15 protein-coding genes are annotated in these 15,569 nt (G+C 72.2%); 7 read left to right on the top strand and 8 right to left on the bottom strand.

What is annotated here, in order from left to right:
• Positions 1-349: 349 nt before the first annotated feature.
• Together ABZ915_RS21975 and ABZ915_RS21970 are read left to right on the top strand one after the other, a co-directional pair.
• Complete coding sequence (locus ABZ915_RS21975) at positions 350-487, top strand: hypothetical protein (RefSeq protein ID WP_361805511.1); 138 nt, start codon at positions 350-352, stop codon at positions 485-487.
• Between the two features lie 18 nt (positions 488-505).
• Entirely contained in the window at positions 506-970 is a 465-nt protein-coding gene (locus tag ABZ915_RS21970; RefSeq protein WP_361806284.1) for an ATP-binding protein, read from the top strand.
• A 317-nt stretch (positions 971-1,287) separates the two neighbouring features.
• Here ABZ915_RS21970 and ABZ915_RS21965 read toward each other — a convergent pair whose 3' ends face one another.
• The gene (locus ABZ915_RS21965) at positions 1,288-2,223 is read right to left on the bottom strand and encodes a cyclase family protein (RefSeq protein ID WP_361805508.1); all 936 of its coding nucleotides are present in this window, start codon (positions 2,221-2,223) and stop codon (positions 1,288-1,290) included.
• 85 nt (positions 2,224-2,308) lie between these two features.
• Between ABZ915_RS21965 and ABZ915_RS21960 the strand changes: the two genes are divergently transcribed.
• The 3 genes from ABZ915_RS21960 (at position 2,309) to ABZ915_RS21950 (ending at position 5,538) form a co-directional block, all read left to right on the top strand.
• Entirely contained in the window at positions 2,309-3,220 is a 912-nt protein-coding gene (locus ABZ915_RS21960; protein WP_361805505.1) for an SDR family oxidoreductase, read from the top strand.
• A gap of 112 nt (positions 3,221-3,332) precedes the next feature.
• Entirely contained in the window at positions 3,333-4,475 is a 1,143-nt protein-coding gene (locus ABZ915_RS21955; protein ID WP_361805502.1) for an acyl-CoA dehydrogenase family protein, read from the top strand.
• 13 nt (positions 4,476-4,488) lie between these two features.
• On the top strand, positions 4,489-5,538 hold the full coding sequence (locus ABZ915_RS21950) for a Zn-dependent alcohol dehydrogenase (protein WP_361805499.1): 1,050 nt from the start codon (positions 4,489-4,491) through the stop codon (positions 5,536-5,538).
• A 4-nt stretch (positions 5,539-5,542) separates the two neighbouring features.
• Here the strand turns inward: ABZ915_RS21950 and ABZ915_RS21945 are convergent, their stop codons facing one another.
• The gene (locus ABZ915_RS21945) at positions 5,543-6,538 is read right to left on the bottom strand and encodes a helix-turn-helix domain-containing protein (protein ID WP_361805496.1); all 996 of its coding nucleotides are present in this window, start codon (positions 6,536-6,538) and stop codon (positions 5,543-5,545) included.
• 71 nt (positions 6,539-6,609) lie between these two features.
• Between ABZ915_RS21945 and ABZ915_RS21940 the strand changes: the two genes are divergently transcribed.
• Positions 6,610-7,917, top strand: a complete 1,308-nt coding sequence (locus ABZ915_RS21940) for an MFS transporter (RefSeq protein WP_361805493.1) — start codon at positions 6,610-6,612, stop codon at positions 7,915-7,917.
• 20 nt (positions 7,918-7,937) lie between these two features.
• On the opposite strand, the gene ABZ915_RS21935 is transcribed toward ABZ915_RS21940, so the two are convergent.
• The 4 genes from ABZ915_RS21935 to ABZ915_RS21920 all read right to left on the bottom strand — a co-directional run bounded on the left by ABZ915_RS21935 (position 7,938) and on the right by ABZ915_RS21920 (position 12,200).
• A complete protein-coding gene (locus tag ABZ915_RS21935; protein WP_361805490.1) occupies positions 7,938-8,486 on the bottom strand; it encodes a hypothetical protein in 549 nt (182 codons plus the stop codon).
• A gap of 22 nt (positions 8,487-8,508) precedes the next feature.
• On the bottom strand, positions 8,509-9,105 hold the full coding sequence (locus tag ABZ915_RS21930; protein WP_361806281.1) for a flavin reductase family protein: 597 nt from the start codon (positions 9,103-9,105) through the stop codon (positions 8,509-8,511).
• Between the two features lie 69 nt (positions 9,106-9,174).
• A complete protein-coding gene (locus ABZ915_RS21925; RefSeq protein WP_361805487.1) occupies positions 9,175-9,978 on the bottom strand; it encodes an enoyl-CoA hydratase-related protein in 804 nt (267 codons plus the stop codon).
• Positions 9,978-12,200 carry an acetate--CoA ligase family protein gene (locus ABZ915_RS21920; protein ID WP_361805484.1) on the bottom strand — a complete coding sequence of 741 codons (2,223 nt, stop codon included), beginning with the start codon at positions 12,198-12,200 and terminating at the stop codon, positions 9,978-9,980. The genes ABZ915_RS21925 and ABZ915_RS21920 overlap by 1 nt, the downstream gene beginning before the upstream one ends.
• 134 nt (positions 12,201-12,334) lie before the next feature.
• On the opposite strand from ABZ915_RS21920, the gene ABZ915_RS21915 reads away from it, so the two are divergent.
• Positions 12,335-12,709 (top strand): signal peptidase I, encoded by a 375-nt coding sequence (locus ABZ915_RS21915; protein WP_361805481.1) that lies wholly within the window; start codon positions 12,335-12,337, stop codon positions 12,707-12,709.
• On the opposite strand, the gene ABZ915_RS21910 is transcribed toward ABZ915_RS21915, so the two are convergent.
• The gene (locus ABZ915_RS21910; RefSeq protein WP_361805478.1) at positions 12,706-13,899 is read right to left on the bottom strand and encodes an NAD(P)/FAD-dependent oxidoreductase; all 1,194 of its coding nucleotides are present in this window, start codon (positions 13,897-13,899) and stop codon (positions 12,706-12,708) included. The two genes, ABZ915_RS21915 and ABZ915_RS21910, sit on opposite strands and share 4 nt — an antisense overlap.
• A gap of 301 nt (positions 13,900-14,200) precedes the next feature.
• Complete coding sequence (locus ABZ915_RS21905) at positions 14,201-15,526, bottom strand: transposase (RefSeq protein WP_361805475.1); 1,326 nt, start codon at positions 15,524-15,526, stop codon at positions 14,201-14,203.
• Positions 15,527-15,569 lie beyond the last annotated feature (43 nt).

Below are 15,569 nucleotides of genomic sequence, written 5' to 3'. Positions count from 1 at the left end.
GCCGCAAGGCGCCTGCGCTGGGAGGTCGGCGTGCCGCCGACCGGGAGATGTCACGGATCGTGGCACAACGTGATCACGGAGCGTTGATGACGGGGTGGGCCCTGTACGCGACTCGTCACCCCTCGGAGTCGGTGAGTGCTCCGGTACCTTGTGTGAGATGCGAGTGGCCCAGAGCTCGAACCGTGCCGGTGAGGCCCCCAAGGCGGCCTCGCAACCGGCTTGTTCGACTCTCCGGGATGACCGTCGCACAGTATGCCGTACACGTACTCCTTCGCGCTGGAATATGCCCGAAGCGCTTGTTGAGGTGACTGTACGTCAACCATGCTGTCTTCCAAGGGAATCACGTTCCGTGACCCCTGCTCTGGCCGTTGTTCTGGCCATGCAGAAAATGGCTACGATCGTGGCCCTCGTCGTGGTGCTCGTCGCGACCCTCGTCGTGGCGTTCGCGTGGCGTGGGGTCATGTGTCCGCCGGTTCGGATGGTGTGAGCGGTGCAGGTGCTTCAAGTGCAGCTGGAGATCCGACCCGACCCCGCGGAGGTGGGGCGGGCCAGAAGGTGGGCTCGCTCGCGGCTCGCCGGGTCCGGGATGGCGGACGACGAGTCGCTCGCCGAGACCCTGATCCTGCTCGTCTCCGAGCTGGTCACCAATGCCGTGGTGCACACCGGGTGCCCGGCCGTGCTGCGGCTCTCCCTGCCCGGCGCGGCGGCGGACCAGGCCACCGTGCGCCTGGAGGTGGCCGACACCAGCACCCGCGCCCCCGTGCCCCGGTGTGCGGGCGACGACGCCACCGGCGGCCGGGGCCTGGCCCTCGTCGACGGCCTCGCCGACCGCTGGGGCTGGAGCACGGATGGCGCGGGCAAGCGCATCTGGTGCGAGCTGGACCGCTGCGAGGAGACCGGGCGCGGTGCGGCGGTGGCCTACGGGGGCGGACTCGCGGCGTTCGACGGGTTCGCCTTCGAGGCGGTGTAGTCCCGGAGCACGGGGTGCAGGCGGCTTCGCCGGGTCGTCGCGATCCCCGGGTCGATGCGCCGGGTGTGCATCCGTGCGCGTCCACCGCGAATCGGGCGTAAGCAATAAATGCCCGTACGGGTGTTGACGCGTCGTGACCGTCTGATCACGCTTGTGTTCATCGATTCGCCGCGAGGGGACGGCGAGGGTCCGGGTGACGGGGCCCTCGGCGAGTGTGGGTCGGGGCCGGATGGCGGCGTGCGGGACCGCGCTCGGGGTGGGCGCCGGCGCGCCGCCAGCCGGATGCCTCCCCGACGCCACCGGATGCCTCCCCGACGTCAGAGGACGGCGACGGGCGCCACGGGTGTGCCGGTCGCGCCGACGAACGGCTCGGGCATCGCCGACAGCAGGAACGCGTACCGCCCGACTTCTCCACAGGCTGTGGACAACTCTTCGAGATTCCAGTTCTGGCCCTGGAGCATCCCCATCTCCACCAGATCGAGCGCATGCACGGGCAGCCACAAATCCTCTATCTCCGGCGGAAATATCTCAAAGGTGAGGGTGTCGTTGGCGACCGCGGCGACATCCCGCGCGTGGAACCACTCCGGCGTACGCACCGACAGCCCCGGCGACGGATAGCCGTACCCGTGCTTGTCCCCCGCCAGATACACCCGCACCTGACCGGTCCGCACGAGCACGACGTCCCCCGCGCGTACCCGCGTCCCGGCGAGATCCTCGGCCGCCTCCAGGTCCTCCGGGGTGACCGCGTGCCCGCCCTCCAGGCGGTCCACCCCCCGCGCGCGGGCCACGTCCAGCAGCACCCCGCGCGAGACGATGTGCCGAGCCTTGTCGATGCCGCCGAACTCGGCACCGCCGTGCGCGGTGACACTGCCGGCGGGACGGCCGTTGTAGAGCCTCCCCGAGTGCGACACATGGGTCAGCGCGTCCCAGTGGGTGCCCGCCTGGAGCCCCATCGTCACGACGTCGTCGCTGCACGCCACCGTCCCCGGGCCGAACAGCTCCTGGTTGACCTGCACCATCGCGTGCAACGGGTTGACCCGCCCCGGGATCATCCCGGTCTGCACGCCGTCCTCCTTCAGCGGCAGCGCGAGGGGGACCCGCCGGCCGGTGCGGACGGTCGCCGCCGCCTCGCGGACCACCTCGTCCGTGATCAGGTTCAGGGTGCCGATCTCGTCGTCGGCCCCCCAACGCCCCCAGTTGTTCACGCGCTTGGCGATGTCGTGGAACTCGGGATGGAGTGCGGCCAGTGACATCTCGGTCCTCCCGGGGCTTGTCTCCTCGCGTCCGACGCGCCATAAAATCTAACGGTCCGTCAGAAACCGCGGGAAGGGGCCGGGCGTGGGGAACTTCTTGGCAGGCAAGACCGTCGCCGTGACGGGCGCCGGGCGGGGCATCGGCCGGTCGGTCGCCCTCGCGGCGGCGGCCGAGGGCGCGAAGGTCGTCGTCAACGACTACGGGGTCGCCACCGACGGCACCTCACCGACCAGTGAGGTCGCCGACGCCGTGGTCAAGGAGATCGAGGCGGCCGGCGGCGAGGCCGTCGCCGTCGCCGACGACATCTCCACCATGGCGGGCGGGCAACGGGTCGTCGACACCGCCCTGTCGGCGTACGGGCGCCTCGACGGGGTCGTCTGCGTGGCCGGCATCCTGCGCGAGCGCATGCTGTTCAACATGACCGAGGACGAGTGGGACCCCGTCCTCGCCACCCACCTCAAGGGCACGTTCACCGTGTTCCGCGCGGCCTCCGCGGTGATGCGCAAGCAGAGGTCCGGCACGCTCATCGGCTTCACCAGCGGCAACCACCAGGGGTCCGTCTCGCAGGCCAACTACAGCGCCGCCAAGGGCGGCATCATCTCGCTCGTCCGCAGCGCGGCCCTCGGCCTGCACAAGTACGGGGTGACCGCCAACGCGGTCGCGCCGGTCGCGCGCACGAGGATGTCCGCGGGCGTCCCGACGGAGCTCAAGGAGATCGGGGAGCCGGAGGACGTGGCCGCGCTGGTCGTCTACCTGCTGTCGGAGCGGGCGCGGGAGCAGGGGATCACCGGGCAGGTGTACACGATCGCGGGGCCGAAGCTGGCGGTCTGGGCCCAGCCGCGTGAGCTGCGCTCGGCCTACCGGGAGGGGTGCTGGACTCCGGAGGCGCTTGCCGAGTTGCTGCCGGGTTCGGTGGGGGTTGATCCAATGCCGATGCTGTCCCAGCTGGAGGCCATGGAGAGGGCGGCGCGGGATGGTTCTCGGCCTAACGCCTAAGAGCCCGGGGGCCGTTCTGGTTCGGCGGCTGCGGGTTGTTCTGGGTTGATCGCGCAGTTCCCCGCGCCCCTTTGGGGCGCGTATGCCGACCGGCGACTACAAGGGAGGCCACGTGGACTTCGAGTTCACCGCAGAGGACGATACGTTCCGCAGCACGGCCCGCGCCTGGCTCGCGGAGCACGCCGGGCATTCCCCGGACCGCCGGACCTGGGAACGTACCCTCGGGGCCGCCGGCTGGATCGGGCTCGGCTGGTCCGAGGCCGGGTACGGGAACCGGACCGCGACGCTCACGCAGCAGGTCGTCTGGGCCGAGGAGTACGCGCGCTCGGGGGCGCCGCCGCGCTCCGGGCACATCGGGGAGAACCTGCTCGCGCCCACCCTCGTCGCGCACGGCAGTGACGAGCAGAAGGCGCGCTTTCTGCCGCCCGTCGCTGCCGGTGAGGAACTGTGGTGTCAGGGCTACAGCGAACCGGGTGCCGGGTCCGATCTGGCCGGAGTACGGACCGCGGGGGTGCGTGAGGGAGCGTCCTACCGGATCACCGGGCAGAAGATCTGGACCTCCCTCGCCCACGAGGCCGACTGGTGCTTCGTGCTCGTCCGTACCGACCCGGGGTCCCGCCGCCACCACGGGCTGAGCTTCCTGCTCGTGCCCATGGACCAGCCGGGGCGCATCGAGGTGCGGCCGATCCGGCAGATGACCGGGACCAGCGACTTCAACGAGGTCTTCTTCGACGGTGCACGCGCACGCGTGGAGCACGTCGTGGGCGGTGAGGGCGACGGCTGGCGGGTGGCGATGAGCCTGCTCGGCTTCGAGCGGGGGGTGTCGACGCTCGCCCAGCAGATCGGGTTCGCCGAGGAGTTGGGGCGGGTCGTCCGGACGGCCCTCGACACCGGCGCCGCCGACGACCCCGTCGTACGCGACCGTCTGGTGCGGCAGTGGGCCGAGCTGCGGGTGATGCGCTTCAACGCCCTGCGCACGCTCGGTGGTTCGGGCGATCCGGGCGCACCGAGTGTGGCCAAGCTGCTGTGGGCGGGCTGGCACCAGCGGCTCGGGGAGCTGGCGATGGCGGTGCGCGGGGCGGCGGCGAGCGCGGGCCCGGCGGACTGGTCGCCGTCGGCGCCGTACGAACTGGACGCGTTCCAGCACCTGTTCCTGTTCTCCCGGGCCGACACCGTCTACGGCGGCTCGGACCAGGTGCAGCGCACGATCATCGCCGAGCGGGTGCTCGGTCTGCCGAGGGAACCGAAGGGCTGAGGGGGCTGGAGCGATGCGTGGTGTGGTGTTCGACGGCGAGCAGGTGCGGGTCCTGGACGATCTGGCGGTACGGGATCCGGGGCCGGGTGAGGTGCGGGTGGCGATCTCGGCGGCCGGGCTGTGCCACAGCGACCTGTCGGTGCTGAACGGGACCATCCCCTTCCCCGTCCCCGTGGTCCTGGGGCATGAGGGCGCCGGGGTGGTGGAGGCGGTCGGCGAGGGCGTCACGCATGTCTCGCCCGGCGACCACGTGGCCCTGTCCACGCTCGCCAACTGCGGCACCTGCGCGGAGTGCGACCGGGGCCGGCCGACGATGTGCCGGAAGGCGATCGGGCGGCCGGGACGGCCGTTCACCAGGGGCGAGGACTCGCTGTACCAGTTCGCGTCCAACTCCGCTTTCGCCGAGCGCACGGTGGTGAAGGCCGTGCAGGCGGTCCGCATCCCGAAGGACGTCCCGCTGTCCTCCGCCGCGCTGATCGGGTGCGCGGTGCTGACCGGGGTGGGCGCCGTGTTCAACCGGGCCCGGGTGGAGCGCGGGGACAGCGTCGTGGTGATCGGCACCGGAGGGATCGGGCTGAACGTCCTCCAGGGCGCGCGGCTCGCGGGCGCCCTGCGGATCGTGGCCGTGGACAACAACCCGGCGAAGGAGACGGTGGCCCGGCAGTTCGGCGCCACCGACTTCCTGACCTCGACGGAGGGGGTGAAGGACCTGCTGCCCACCGGGGCCGACCACACCTTCGAATGCGTCGGCCGTATCGAGCTGATCCGCCGCGCGATCGACCTGCTCGACCGGGAGGGCCAGGCGATCCTCCTCGGCGTCCCCCCGGCCACGGCGGAGGCGTCCTTCCTGGTCTCCTCGATGTACCTGGACAAGTCGATCCTGGGCTGCCGCTACGGTTCCTCCCGCCCCCAGCACGACATCGCCCTCTACGCCGAGCTGTACCGCCGGGGCGAGCTGCTCCTCGACGAGCTGGTGACCGCGACCTACCCGGTGGAGGACTTCGAGAAGGCGCGGGCGGACGCGGAGGCGGGGCGGGTGGCGCGGGCGGTGCTCACCTTCTGACCGCTCACGTCGCCACCGCGGTCTGGAACGTCCGCCGGTACGCCGTCGGCGTCACCCCCAGCGCCGCCTGGAGGTGCTGCCGCATCGACTGGGCCGTGCCGAACCCGGCGTCCCGGGCCACCTGGTCGACGGACAGGTCGGTGGACTCCAGCAGGTGCCGGGCCCGCTCGACGCGCTGCTGGGTGAGCCACTGGCCGGGGCTGACCCCGACCTCCTCGCGGAAGCGGCGCGTGAAGGTCCGTACCGACATGGACTGCCGCGCGGCCATGTCCCGCAGCTGGATCGGCTCGTGCAGCCGGCCCAGCGCCCAGGCGCGGGCGCCGGTCGTGGTGGCCTGCTGGGGGTCGGGCACCGGCCGCTCGATGTACTGCGCCTGCCCGCCGTCGCGGTGCGGCGGTACGACCGTACGGCGGGCCACGTCGTTGGCGACCGCCGTGCCGTGGTCGCGGCGCACCATGTGCAGGCACAGGTCGATGCCGGCGGCGACGCCCGCCGAGGTGAGGACGTCGCCGTCGTCGATGAACAGCACGTCCGGGTCCACCCGGACGTGGGGGAAGAGGCGCTGGAAGCGGTCGGCGTCGGCCCAGTGCGTGGTGGCGGGGCGGCCGTCGAGGAGGCCGGCGGCGGCCAGGACGTAGACGCCGGTGCAGATGGAGGCGAGCCGGGTGCCGGGGCGGACCCGGGCGAGCGCGGCGGCCAGCTCCCCGGTCAGCACGCCCTCCTCGAAGACCGGGCCCAGTTCGTACGAGGCCGGGACGATCACCGTGTCGGCGGTGGCCAGCGCCTCGGGGCCGTGCGCGACGTGGATGGCGAAGTCGGCGTCGGTGTCGACCGGGCCGGGCGGCCGGAGCGAGCAGGTCACGACCTCGTACAGGTGCCGTCCTGCCGCGTCCTTGGGGCGGCCGAAGATGCGGTGCGGAATGCCCAGCTCGAAGGGGAGCAGGCCGTCCAGGGCGAGGACGACGACGCGGTGCGGGCGGAAGCCTGTGGCCGTTTCCATGGCCCGATCCTAGCGAATGCTGTCCTTCGGGCCACTCGATGCGCGTGGCTCCGGGGCGGAAGCTCTATGGCGTGACCCAGACAACCGAGGCCGTGGCCACCGCAGAGGAAACCCCACCAGTCAATAAGCCGCGCATCCACCGGGCGTGGTTCGTCGCCGCCGTCACCTTCGTGACGATCATCGGCGCGGCGGCCTTCCGCTCGCTGCCCGGACTGCTCATCGACCCGCTCCGCGCGGACTTCGGCTGGTCGCGCGGCACCATCGGCGCGGCCGTCTCCATCAACCTCGCGCTGTACGGGCTCACCGCGCCGTTCGCCGCCGCGCTGATGGACCGCTTCGGCATCCGCCGGGTGGTGGCCGTCGCGCTGACCGTGATCGCGCTCGGCTCGGGCCTGACCGTGTGGATGACGGCGGCGTGGCAGCTGCTGCTGTGCTGGGGCCTGCTGGTCGGCCTCGGCTCCGGTTCCATGGCGCTGGCCTTCGCCGCGACCGTCACCAACCGCTGGTTCACCGAGCGCCGCGGCCTGGTCAGCGGCATCCTCACCGCCGCCTCCGCCTCCGGCCAGCTGATCTTCCTGCCGCTGCTGTCCTGGCTGGTCGAGAACCACGGCTGGCGCCCGGCCGCCGTGACGGTGGCGCTCGCCGCCCTCGCCGTCGTGCCCTTCGTGTGGCTGCTGCTGCGCGACCACCCGGCCGACGTGGGGCAGAAGCCGTACGGCGCGAAGGAGTTCGTCCCCAAGCCGCCTCCGGTCACCGGCGCCGCCCGCCGCACCCTCGCGGTCCTCTCCTCCGCCGTCCGCACGGGCCCGTTCTGGCTGCTCTCCGGCACCTTCGCGATCTGCGGCGCCTCCACCAACGGCCTGATCCAGACCCACTTCGTGCCCGCCGCCCACGACCACGGCATGCCGGTCACGACGGCGGCCTCGCTGCTCGCGGTCATCGGCGTGTTCGACGTCGTCGGCACGATCGCCTCCGGCTGGTTCACCGACCGCTTCGAACCGCGCCGCCTGCTGGCCGTGTACTACGCGCTGCGGGGCCTGTCCCTGCTCTTCCTGCCGATGCTGCTGACCCCGAGCATCCACCCCCCGATGATCTTCTTCATCGTCTTCTACGGCCTCGACTGGGTCGCCACCGTCCCGCCCACCCTCGCCCTGTGCCGCGAGCAGTACGGCGAGGACAGCGCCATCGTCTTCGGCTGGGTCCTCGCCTCCCACCAGATCGGCGCGGCCCTCGTCGCCTACCTGGGCGGCGTCGCCCGGGACGCCTTCGGCTCCTACAACATGGTCTGGTACGCCTCCGGCACCCTCTGCGCGGCGGCGGCCCTGATGGCCCTGGTGATCCGACGCCGACCGACGGTTCCCGTGCCGGCGGTGGCCTGAGCGCCGAGCGACCCTTGCGATCAGCGAGGTGGGGTGGGCCTCGTTCCGTCATCGGAGAGGGCCGCTTGCGCGCACCGGAGGAAGGCGACGATCGACGGCTCGACGCGTGACAGGTCGGTGCGCAGGTCGGCGATGCCCGGGGAGGTCCGGACCGTGACGCCGTCCCCGTGGCTCATGGCGGCGACGTGCATCCGGAACACCCCCAGGCTGCGTCGAAAGGTCTCCTGCACGTGCTCGGCGGCCCGGTCGACTTCGGGGGGACCTGCCGATATCACCGGCAGGCGGGCCTCGTCCAGCTTCCCGCCGAGTTCCACGGCTCGGGCCGCGAACTCCCCCTGGTACCACTCCTCGCCGCGGATCGGCTCGAACAGCAGGGCGTCGAGATGGGCCTTCAGGGCATGGGCGGTCGCGGCGAAAGTCTGGTACGCCTGATCCCTGCGCTCCAACCGCAGGCGAGCGTGCTCGGCCCTCATCTGCACCTGTGTCTGATGGCGGGCGGTCCTCGTCGTGAGAAGCGTGGCGGCCGTCCCTGCCAGGGCGCCGATCAGTCCGACGATCACTGTCTCCATGCCGTCGATTGTGACGCGCCGCTCACAGGAACCGTCCCCGGTGGAACAGCAGGGGCGCTTCGTCCTGGTCGGTCGCTCCCAGGGCGTTCACCCGGCCCACCACGATGAGGTGGTCGCCGCCGGTGTGCACCGCGTGGACCGTGCAGTCGATCCACGCGACCGTGCCCGCCAGGCGCGGGGAGCCGGAGACCGGGGCCGTGTCGTACTCCACGCCCGCGAACTTGTCCGCGCCGCTCACCGCGAAGCCTCGGCACAGGGCGCCCTGGTCGGCGGCGAGGACGTTGACGCAGAAGGCGCCCGCGCGGGCGATGCGCGGCCAGGTCGTCGACGCCCGGCCGACCATGAAGGCGACCAGGGGCGGGTCGAGGGAGAGGGAGGAGAAGGACTGGCAGGCGAAGCCGGCCGGGGAGTGGGCGTCGTCGGCGGGCGGCGCGGTGATCACGGTCACGCCCGTCGCGAAGTTCCCGAGGGCGCGCCGGAACTCGGCCTGGTCGACGGGGGCGCGTTCGTCCGCGCCGACACAGCGCAACTCCGGGCGCGGCAGCGCTTCCACGGCGGCCGGGGTCCCGGCCGACCTGAGATAACGGACGGCGGCGGCGGCCGCCCCTGCGTGTCCCATCACGCCCTCAATTGAAACTGACGGAACGTCAGATGGGAAGGGTCGCGCTAGCCCTCGCGCCGCCGGGCCTTACCGCCCCCTGAACTCCGCGCTCCTGCGCTCCACGAACGCGGCGAGCCCCTCCCGCGCGTCCGCCGTCGTCATGTTGATCTCCTGCGCGGCCGCCTCCGCGGCGAAGGCGCCGGCGCGGTCGGCGTCGAGGGAGGCGTTGACGAGCTGCTTGGCCAGGGCGAGGGCACGGGTGGGGCCGGAGGCCAGCCGCTCCGCCCACGCGCGGGCCGTCTTCGCCAACTCCTCGTCCGGCACGACCCGGTTGACCAGCCCGAGCCGCTCGGCGTCGGCGGCGGTGAGCGCGTCACCGAAGAACATCAGCTCCTTGGCCCGCTGCGGGCCGATCAGCCGCGGGAGGAGATAGGCGCCGCCGCCGTCGGGCACGAGTCCGCGCCGCACGAACACCTCGATGAACCGGGCCGACTCCGCCGCCAGCACCAGATCGCAGGCGAGGGCGAGATGAGCGCCGAGGCCGGCCGCCGTACCGTTCACGGCGGCGATCACCGGCTTCTCGCAGTCGAGGACGGCGGCGGTGAGCCGCTGCGCGCCGAGGCGGAGCACCCGCGCCACGTCACCGGCGACCCGCTCGCCCGCCCCCGCCCCGCCCCGCAGATCGGCCCCCGCGCAGAACCCGCGCCCGGTCCCGGTGATGACCACGGCCCGTACCTCCGGGTCGGCCGAGGCGTCCGTCAGCAGCCCGATGACGCGTTCCCGCTGGCCGGGTGTGAGGGCGTTGAGGGTCTCGGGCCGGTTGAGCGTGATGCACGAGACCTGGCCGGCCCTCTCGTGCAGCACCCACGTCTCCTCCGTCGGCTCCTCCATCAGCGGCACACCGCCAGCGCGTCCAGCGCCACCGCGCCCTGTCCCCTGGGCAGCACCACCAGCGGGTTGATGTCCAGCTCCGCCAGCTCGTCCCCGAGCTCCAGCGCCATGCGCTGCACTCGCAGCACGACCTCCACGAGCGCGTCGAGATCGGCCGGCGGGCGGCCCCTGACCCCGTCCAGCAGGGCCCGTCCGCGCAGTTCCGCGAGCATGTCCCGGGCCTGGTCCTCGCCGAAGGGCGGCACGCGTACGGCCGCGTCGCGCAGCACCTCCACCAGCACCCCGCCGAGCCCGACGGTCACGGTCGGCCCGAACAGCTCGTCGTGGGTGACGCCGACGACCATCTCCACGCCCCGCTCGACCATCTGGCACACCAGGACGCCGTCCAGCGAGACGCCCTCGTAGCGGGCGATGTCGGTGAGCTCCCGGTAGGCGTCCCGGACCTGGCTGGCGGAGGTCAGGCCGATCTTCACCAGACCCAGCTCCGTCTTGTGGGCGATCTGCGCGCCGGAGGCCTTCATCACCACCGGGTAGCCGACCTGGCCCGCCGCGCGCACGGCCGCCGCCGCGCTGGTCACCAGCTGCTCGCGCGGCACCCGGATGCCGTAGGCGCGCAGCAGCTGCTTGGCCGCGTGCTCGCTCAGCTGCTGGCCGGGCCGCATCAGCATGCGCGCCTTGCGGAAGGAGGGCGAGGGGGTGCGGGGCGCCTCGTCGAAGGGGGAGCGGTAGGCGTGGACGAAGCGGTGGTGGTCGAGGTAGGCGCGGACGGCGGTGAGGCAGTTGCCGACGGTACGGAAGGTGGCCACCCGGGAGGACCCGAGCAGCACCTCCCGGTACGCGGGCTCGGTGCCGACCGGTGACCCCCACACCACGCACACCAGCTTGTCCGAGTGCTCCGCGGCGTCGACGAGGTCCTTCACGAGCTTGTCGCTCAGCGGCGGGAAGGGCCCGGTGACCGGGCAGATCAGGACGCCCACCTCGGGGTCGTCGAGGATGGCGTCGATGATCTTCCGGCCGCGTTCGTCGCCGACCGGATGGCCGCCGTTGTCCACCGGGTTGGCCACGTTCAGGTACTCGGGTATCCACCGGTGCAGCTCGGCCTGCCGGCCCTCGGACAGCACGGGCAGCGTGAGGCCCGCCCCGGTGGCCAGGTCGGCGACGTGTGCGCCGGTGCCGCCGGAGATGGAGTAGACGACGACCCCGTCGGCGCGCGGTGGCCGGGCGCGGGCCAGCAGGGCGGCGGTGTCCTGGAGTTCGTCGAGCCCGTCGACCCGGATCACGCCGTACTGCCGCATCGCCGCGTCCACCACGTCGTCGGCCCCGGTCAGCTTGCCGGTGTGGGAGGCGGCGGTACGGGCCCCGGCCTCCGTGCGGCCCACCTTCACGGCGACGACCGGGACCTTGCGGCGGGCGGCCCGGTCGGCGGCGAGCAGGAAGGCGCGGCCGTCCTTCAGGCCCTCGACGTAGGCGGCGATGGCGCCGACCTCCGGCCGTTCGGCGAAGTAGGAGATGAAGTCGGCGGTCTCCAGGTCGGCCTCGTTGCCGGTGGGGGCCCAGTGGGAGAGCCGGATGCCGAGCTCCTGGAGGGCGAAGACCGGCCGTCCCTGGTGTCCGGACTGGGTGATGAGGGCGATCGCCGGGCCGTCCAGGTCGTCCCGGAACCGTTCGAAGGCGTTGAGGTTGGTGTTCGGCCCGAGCAGCCGGAGGCCGGAGCGCCGGGCGGCCGCCGCGAGCCGGGCCTGGGCGCGGGCGCCCTCCTCGCCGGTCTCCGCGAACCCGGAGGCGAAGGCGACGGCGAACCTCACCTTGGCCTCGGCGAGTTCCTCGATCACCGGCAGCGGGTCGGCGACCAGCAGCACGGCCAGGTCCACCTGCTCGGGCAGGTCGGCGACGCAGGGAACGCAGGGGACGCCGAAGACGGCCGGCCTGCTGGGATGCACCGGATGCACCCGGGCCCCCACCCGCTCGGCCCAGGCGAGCAGTTGCCTCGTGATGCCGGTGTTGGGCCGCCCCTCCGCGTCCGAGGCGCCGATCACGGCGAGGGACCCGGGCCGGAAGAACCGGTCGAGATCGGGTACGTCCCGGTGCAGTGGACGCCCGCTGACGTCCAGCTCGTCCACGTCGGCCGCCCGGCCGTGCACGGCGGGCCGGGGCTCACCGCAGGCGATGACCCGGGCCCGGCGGGAGTCGGTGGTGAGGGTGCCGTGGGTTGATCCAAGCATCGGTCCGCCCGCTCCTGTGTGACAGCCATTCAACTGACGCTCTGTCAGATTACTGAACTGACGCACTGTCAGGAACTGGTCGTGCACGCAAAGATGCACCCAGGATGACCGGAGCGGCTGGTAGCGTCCAGGCGGTGAGCGACGGTGTGTACGTGGGTAACGCGGGCAAGGACGCGGCGCTGGACCGAGGGTGGCTCCTCGGGCACTTCAAGGACACCGGCGATCCCCGGCACAGCGAGGCCGTGGAGATCAAGTGGGGCGTCCACCCACGCGGCGACAAGAGAGCGGCCTGGGTGGAGGGCGAGGAGCGCACAGCCCTCCTCGTACTCGTCAGCGGCCGCTTCCGCGTCGAGCTCCCCGGCCGCAGCGTCCTCCTGGAACAGCAGGGCGACTACGTCGTGTGGGGCCGCGGGGTCGACCATTCCTGGTTCGCCGAGGAGGACTCGGTGGTGCTGACGGTGCGCTGGCCGTCCGTACCCGGGTACGCGGTGACACCGGACGGGCCCTAGTCGCCGCCCGGCAGCATCGACAGCTGCCCGGTGCCCCGCTTCGCCACCGCCTTCGCGATGCGTTCCGCGTCGATGGCCAGTTCGCGGAACATGCCGCTGATGGGGTTGGTGAAACCGGTGAAGTACAGGCCCGGGGTGTTCTTCGGGGCGTGGGGGCCGTGCGCGACCGGTCTGCCGTGGGCGTCGAGCACGTCGAGGTGGCCGACCAGGCCCTCCAGGGCGCGCACGTACCCGGTCGCGGCGATCACCGCGTCCGGGGACAGGCGCGTACCGTCGGCGAGAGCGACCTTGCCGTCCTCGAACCCCTCGACGGCGGCCACGATCTCCACCTTCCCCGTGCGCACGGCGTCGATCAGCCCGACGTCCTGCACCGGGATCGACCCCTCCCGGACCCTGCTGTACAGCCCGGTGTCCGGGCGGGGCAGGCCCTGGGCCGACAGGTCCGGCACGCTCAGCTTGCACATCGGCCCGGCGAGCTTGTCGACGAGGCCGATGGGCAGCCGCCGTACCAGCACGCCCGTGTACTGCGCCGCCCACCCGGCGGTCGACCGGCGCACGATGTGCGGCGTGGTCCGCACCGCCAGCCGCACCCGGGAGGCGCCGCCCTCCACCAGGTCCACGGCGATCTCGGCGCCGGTGTTGCCGACCCCGACGACCAGCACGTCCCGCCCGGCGTACGGCTCGGCGTTGCGGTACTCGCCCGCGTGCCGGAACTCGCCGCCGTAGCCCTCCAGGCCGGGCCAGTCGGGCACGCGCGGGGTGTGGTTGTAGCCGGTGGCCACGACCACCGCGCCGCCGGTCAGCTCCCGCCCGCCGGAGGCGTGCAGCAGCCAGCCCGTGCCGTCGGCCTGCCGCTCGATCCGGGAGACCTCGACCCCGGTGACGATCTCCAGGCCGTGGTGCTCGGCGTACTTCTCCAGGTAGCGCACCACGTTGTCCCGGGACACCCACCGCCCGAACCGGCGCGGCATCGGCAGCCCGGGGAGCGCCGAGAGGCGGCGGGTGGTGTGCAGGTGCAGCCGGTCGTAGTGGCGCCGCCAGGACGCTCCGACCCGGTCGGACTTCTCCAGCACGACCGCGCGTATCCCCCGGGCGCGCAGCGCGTGCGCGGCGGCCAGACCGCCGGGGCCGGCGCCGATGACGTAGACGGGTCGGTCGGTGGGGGACGCGGACAGGGCAGAGTCGGCCATGAGCGCGAGCGTAATCACGCACAGGGTTGATGGGTCTCGGTCAAGACCGGAATTGGTTGCGGATTGATCACGGCTGTAAGAGGTGTGAGTGGGGCCGGTGCAGAAAAAGCCCGCGACGCCGGGCTCCGGTGCGCTGGAGCCCAGTGCCGCGGGGGCGGCCTCCGAGACAGACGGGACCGGAGACCGCGGCCCGGGAGCGCTGCCTCTTGCGGGCCCTTTCGCCGGACACGCCGTGCGCCGCGCCGTGACCCTGGTCCCAGTATTGAAGTGCTCTCCCTCGTGCTTCGGGGAAGATTCCTGCCTACCTTGCGGTGGCGGGTTTGACGTCGCGGGGACGCCTGACTACTGCCCTTCCGGCAGCCGGGGTGAGCGCGCGGCCCATCCGGTACAGGTGCAGGACGTTGCGGGCTGCGTTCCAGTCCGCGTTGCCGGACCATCCGCAGTCGTGGTTCTTGCACAGGAACGTGGCCTGGTCTTCGCGGCTGCCCGGTGTGGTGAGTCCACATGCCGAGCAGCGCAGGGAGGTGCCGGGGGCGGGGACCTTGTGCAGGGCGCCGCCCTGGCGGGCGGTCTTGTAGGTCAGCATTGTCACGGTGCGGCCCCATGCCTCCTGGCTGATGGAGCGGTTCAGGCCGGACTTCCGGGCGACGTTCTTCCCCGGGCTGTCGATGGTGCCCTTGGCGGACTTGACCATGTTCTTGATGTTGAGGTGTTCGACCACGATGGTGCCGTACTGCGCGGCAATGCTGCTGGTGGTGGTCTTGTGCTGCCAGTCAACGGCGCGGCGCGTGGCTTTGGCGCGGAGCTGCTTGATCTGGTCGTAGGTGTGCCGCAGGCGGCGGGAGGTCTTCTCCCCGGGCCCTCGGTGCTGCTTGCGCTGGGCGGCGCGTCGTTCGAGGTCCAGTAGCTTGGTCTTCTCCTTGGGGTTGAGCCATTTGTCGCGGTCGGCTGTGCCGTCGGGGAGGCGGGGCGGGCGGCCGTGGTCGCGGTGGTTGCCGTCCGAGAGGGCGAGGGGCAGGTTCACTCCGGCGTCGATGCCGACGTGCGGGCCGGTGTGTGGCCCCGGCTTGGTTTCGAGAGTTTGGACGCGGAAGGCGATGTGCCAGCCGAGGGCGTCCTTGACCAGTCGAGCCCCGGTGACACGGCTGGTGGTGGTGGCGTGCTTGCCGGCCGGGAGGTCCTTCGTCCAGCGGAAGCGGACAGGGCCGATCCTGGGGATGTTGACCATGCCCCAGCGGCGGTGCACACGGGTGATGTTCAGGTCCCGGCCCTGCGGGATGTCCACGGACATCACCGTGCGGACGCGGGCCTTGAAGTTCGGGGCGTCGGCGCGGCCGTCCCAGCAGTTCCGCCAGGCCTGCAAGTACGTCTTCAGCACGGCCTGCGCGGCCTGGGCGGGCAGCACGCCGAGCCAGTCGGTCTCCTTGCGGGCCTGGCGGATCGCGACGTCGGCCGCGGCCGGGGAACGCTTGTCCCTGGGAAGCATCGACCACCATTCGTGCAGACAGTTCCACATGGTGCGGGCCGCGTGCGCCTGGCCGTCCATGAGCCGGATCTGCGCAGGAGTCAGCGTCAGCCGGGCGCGATGCCCGAACTGCCGCTTTTCCTGAACGCGTTCCGTACTCACGCGATCACTCCAACGCTAAGTTCCAGTTGCCGTGATGGAATCC

Origin of the sequence: Streptomyces sp. NPDC046915 (assembly GCF_040644935.1) — a bacterium.
Classification (GTDB): domain Bacteria; phylum Actinomycetota; class Actinomycetes; order Streptomycetales; family Streptomycetaceae; genus Streptomyces.
The sequence above is the reverse complement of the archived record's forward strand: the minus strand, read 5'-3'. Positions and strand labels throughout refer to the sequence as shown.

Bases quoted from the DNA above. Each gene is read 5' to 3' on its own strand.
- ABZ915_RS21930 (WP_361806281.1), bottom strand. From the start codon at position 9,105: ATGGGACACGCAGGGGCGGCCGCCGCCGCCGTCCGTTATCTCAGGTCG.
- ABZ915_RS21910 (WP_361805478.1), bottom strand. From the start codon at position 13,899: ATGGCCGACTCTGCCCTGTCCGCGTCCCCCACCGACCGACCCGTCTAC.
- ABZ915_RS21920 (WP_361805484.1), bottom strand. From the start codon at position 12,200: ATGCTTGGATCAACCCACGGCACCCTCACCACCGACTCCCGCCGGGCC.
- ABZ915_RS21945 (WP_361805496.1), bottom strand. From the start codon at position 6,538: ATGGAAACGGCCACAGGCTTCCGCCCGCACCGCGTCGTCGTCCTCGCC.
- ABZ915_RS21925 (WP_361805487.1), bottom strand. From the start codon at position 9,978: ATGGAGGAGCCGACGGAGGAGACGTGGGTGCTGCACGAGAGGGCCGGC.
- ABZ915_RS21965 (WP_361805508.1), bottom strand. From the start codon at position 2,223: ATGTCACTGGCCGCACTCCATCCCGAGTTCCACGACATCGCCAAGCGC.
- ABZ915_RS21935 (WP_361805490.1), bottom strand. From the start codon at position 8,486: ATGGAGACAGTGATCGTCGGACTGATCGGCGCCCTGGCAGGGACGGCC.
- ABZ915_RS21950 (WP_361805499.1), top strand. From the start codon at position 4,489: ATGCGTGGTGTGGTGTTCGACGGCGAGCAGGTGCGGGTCCTGGACGAT.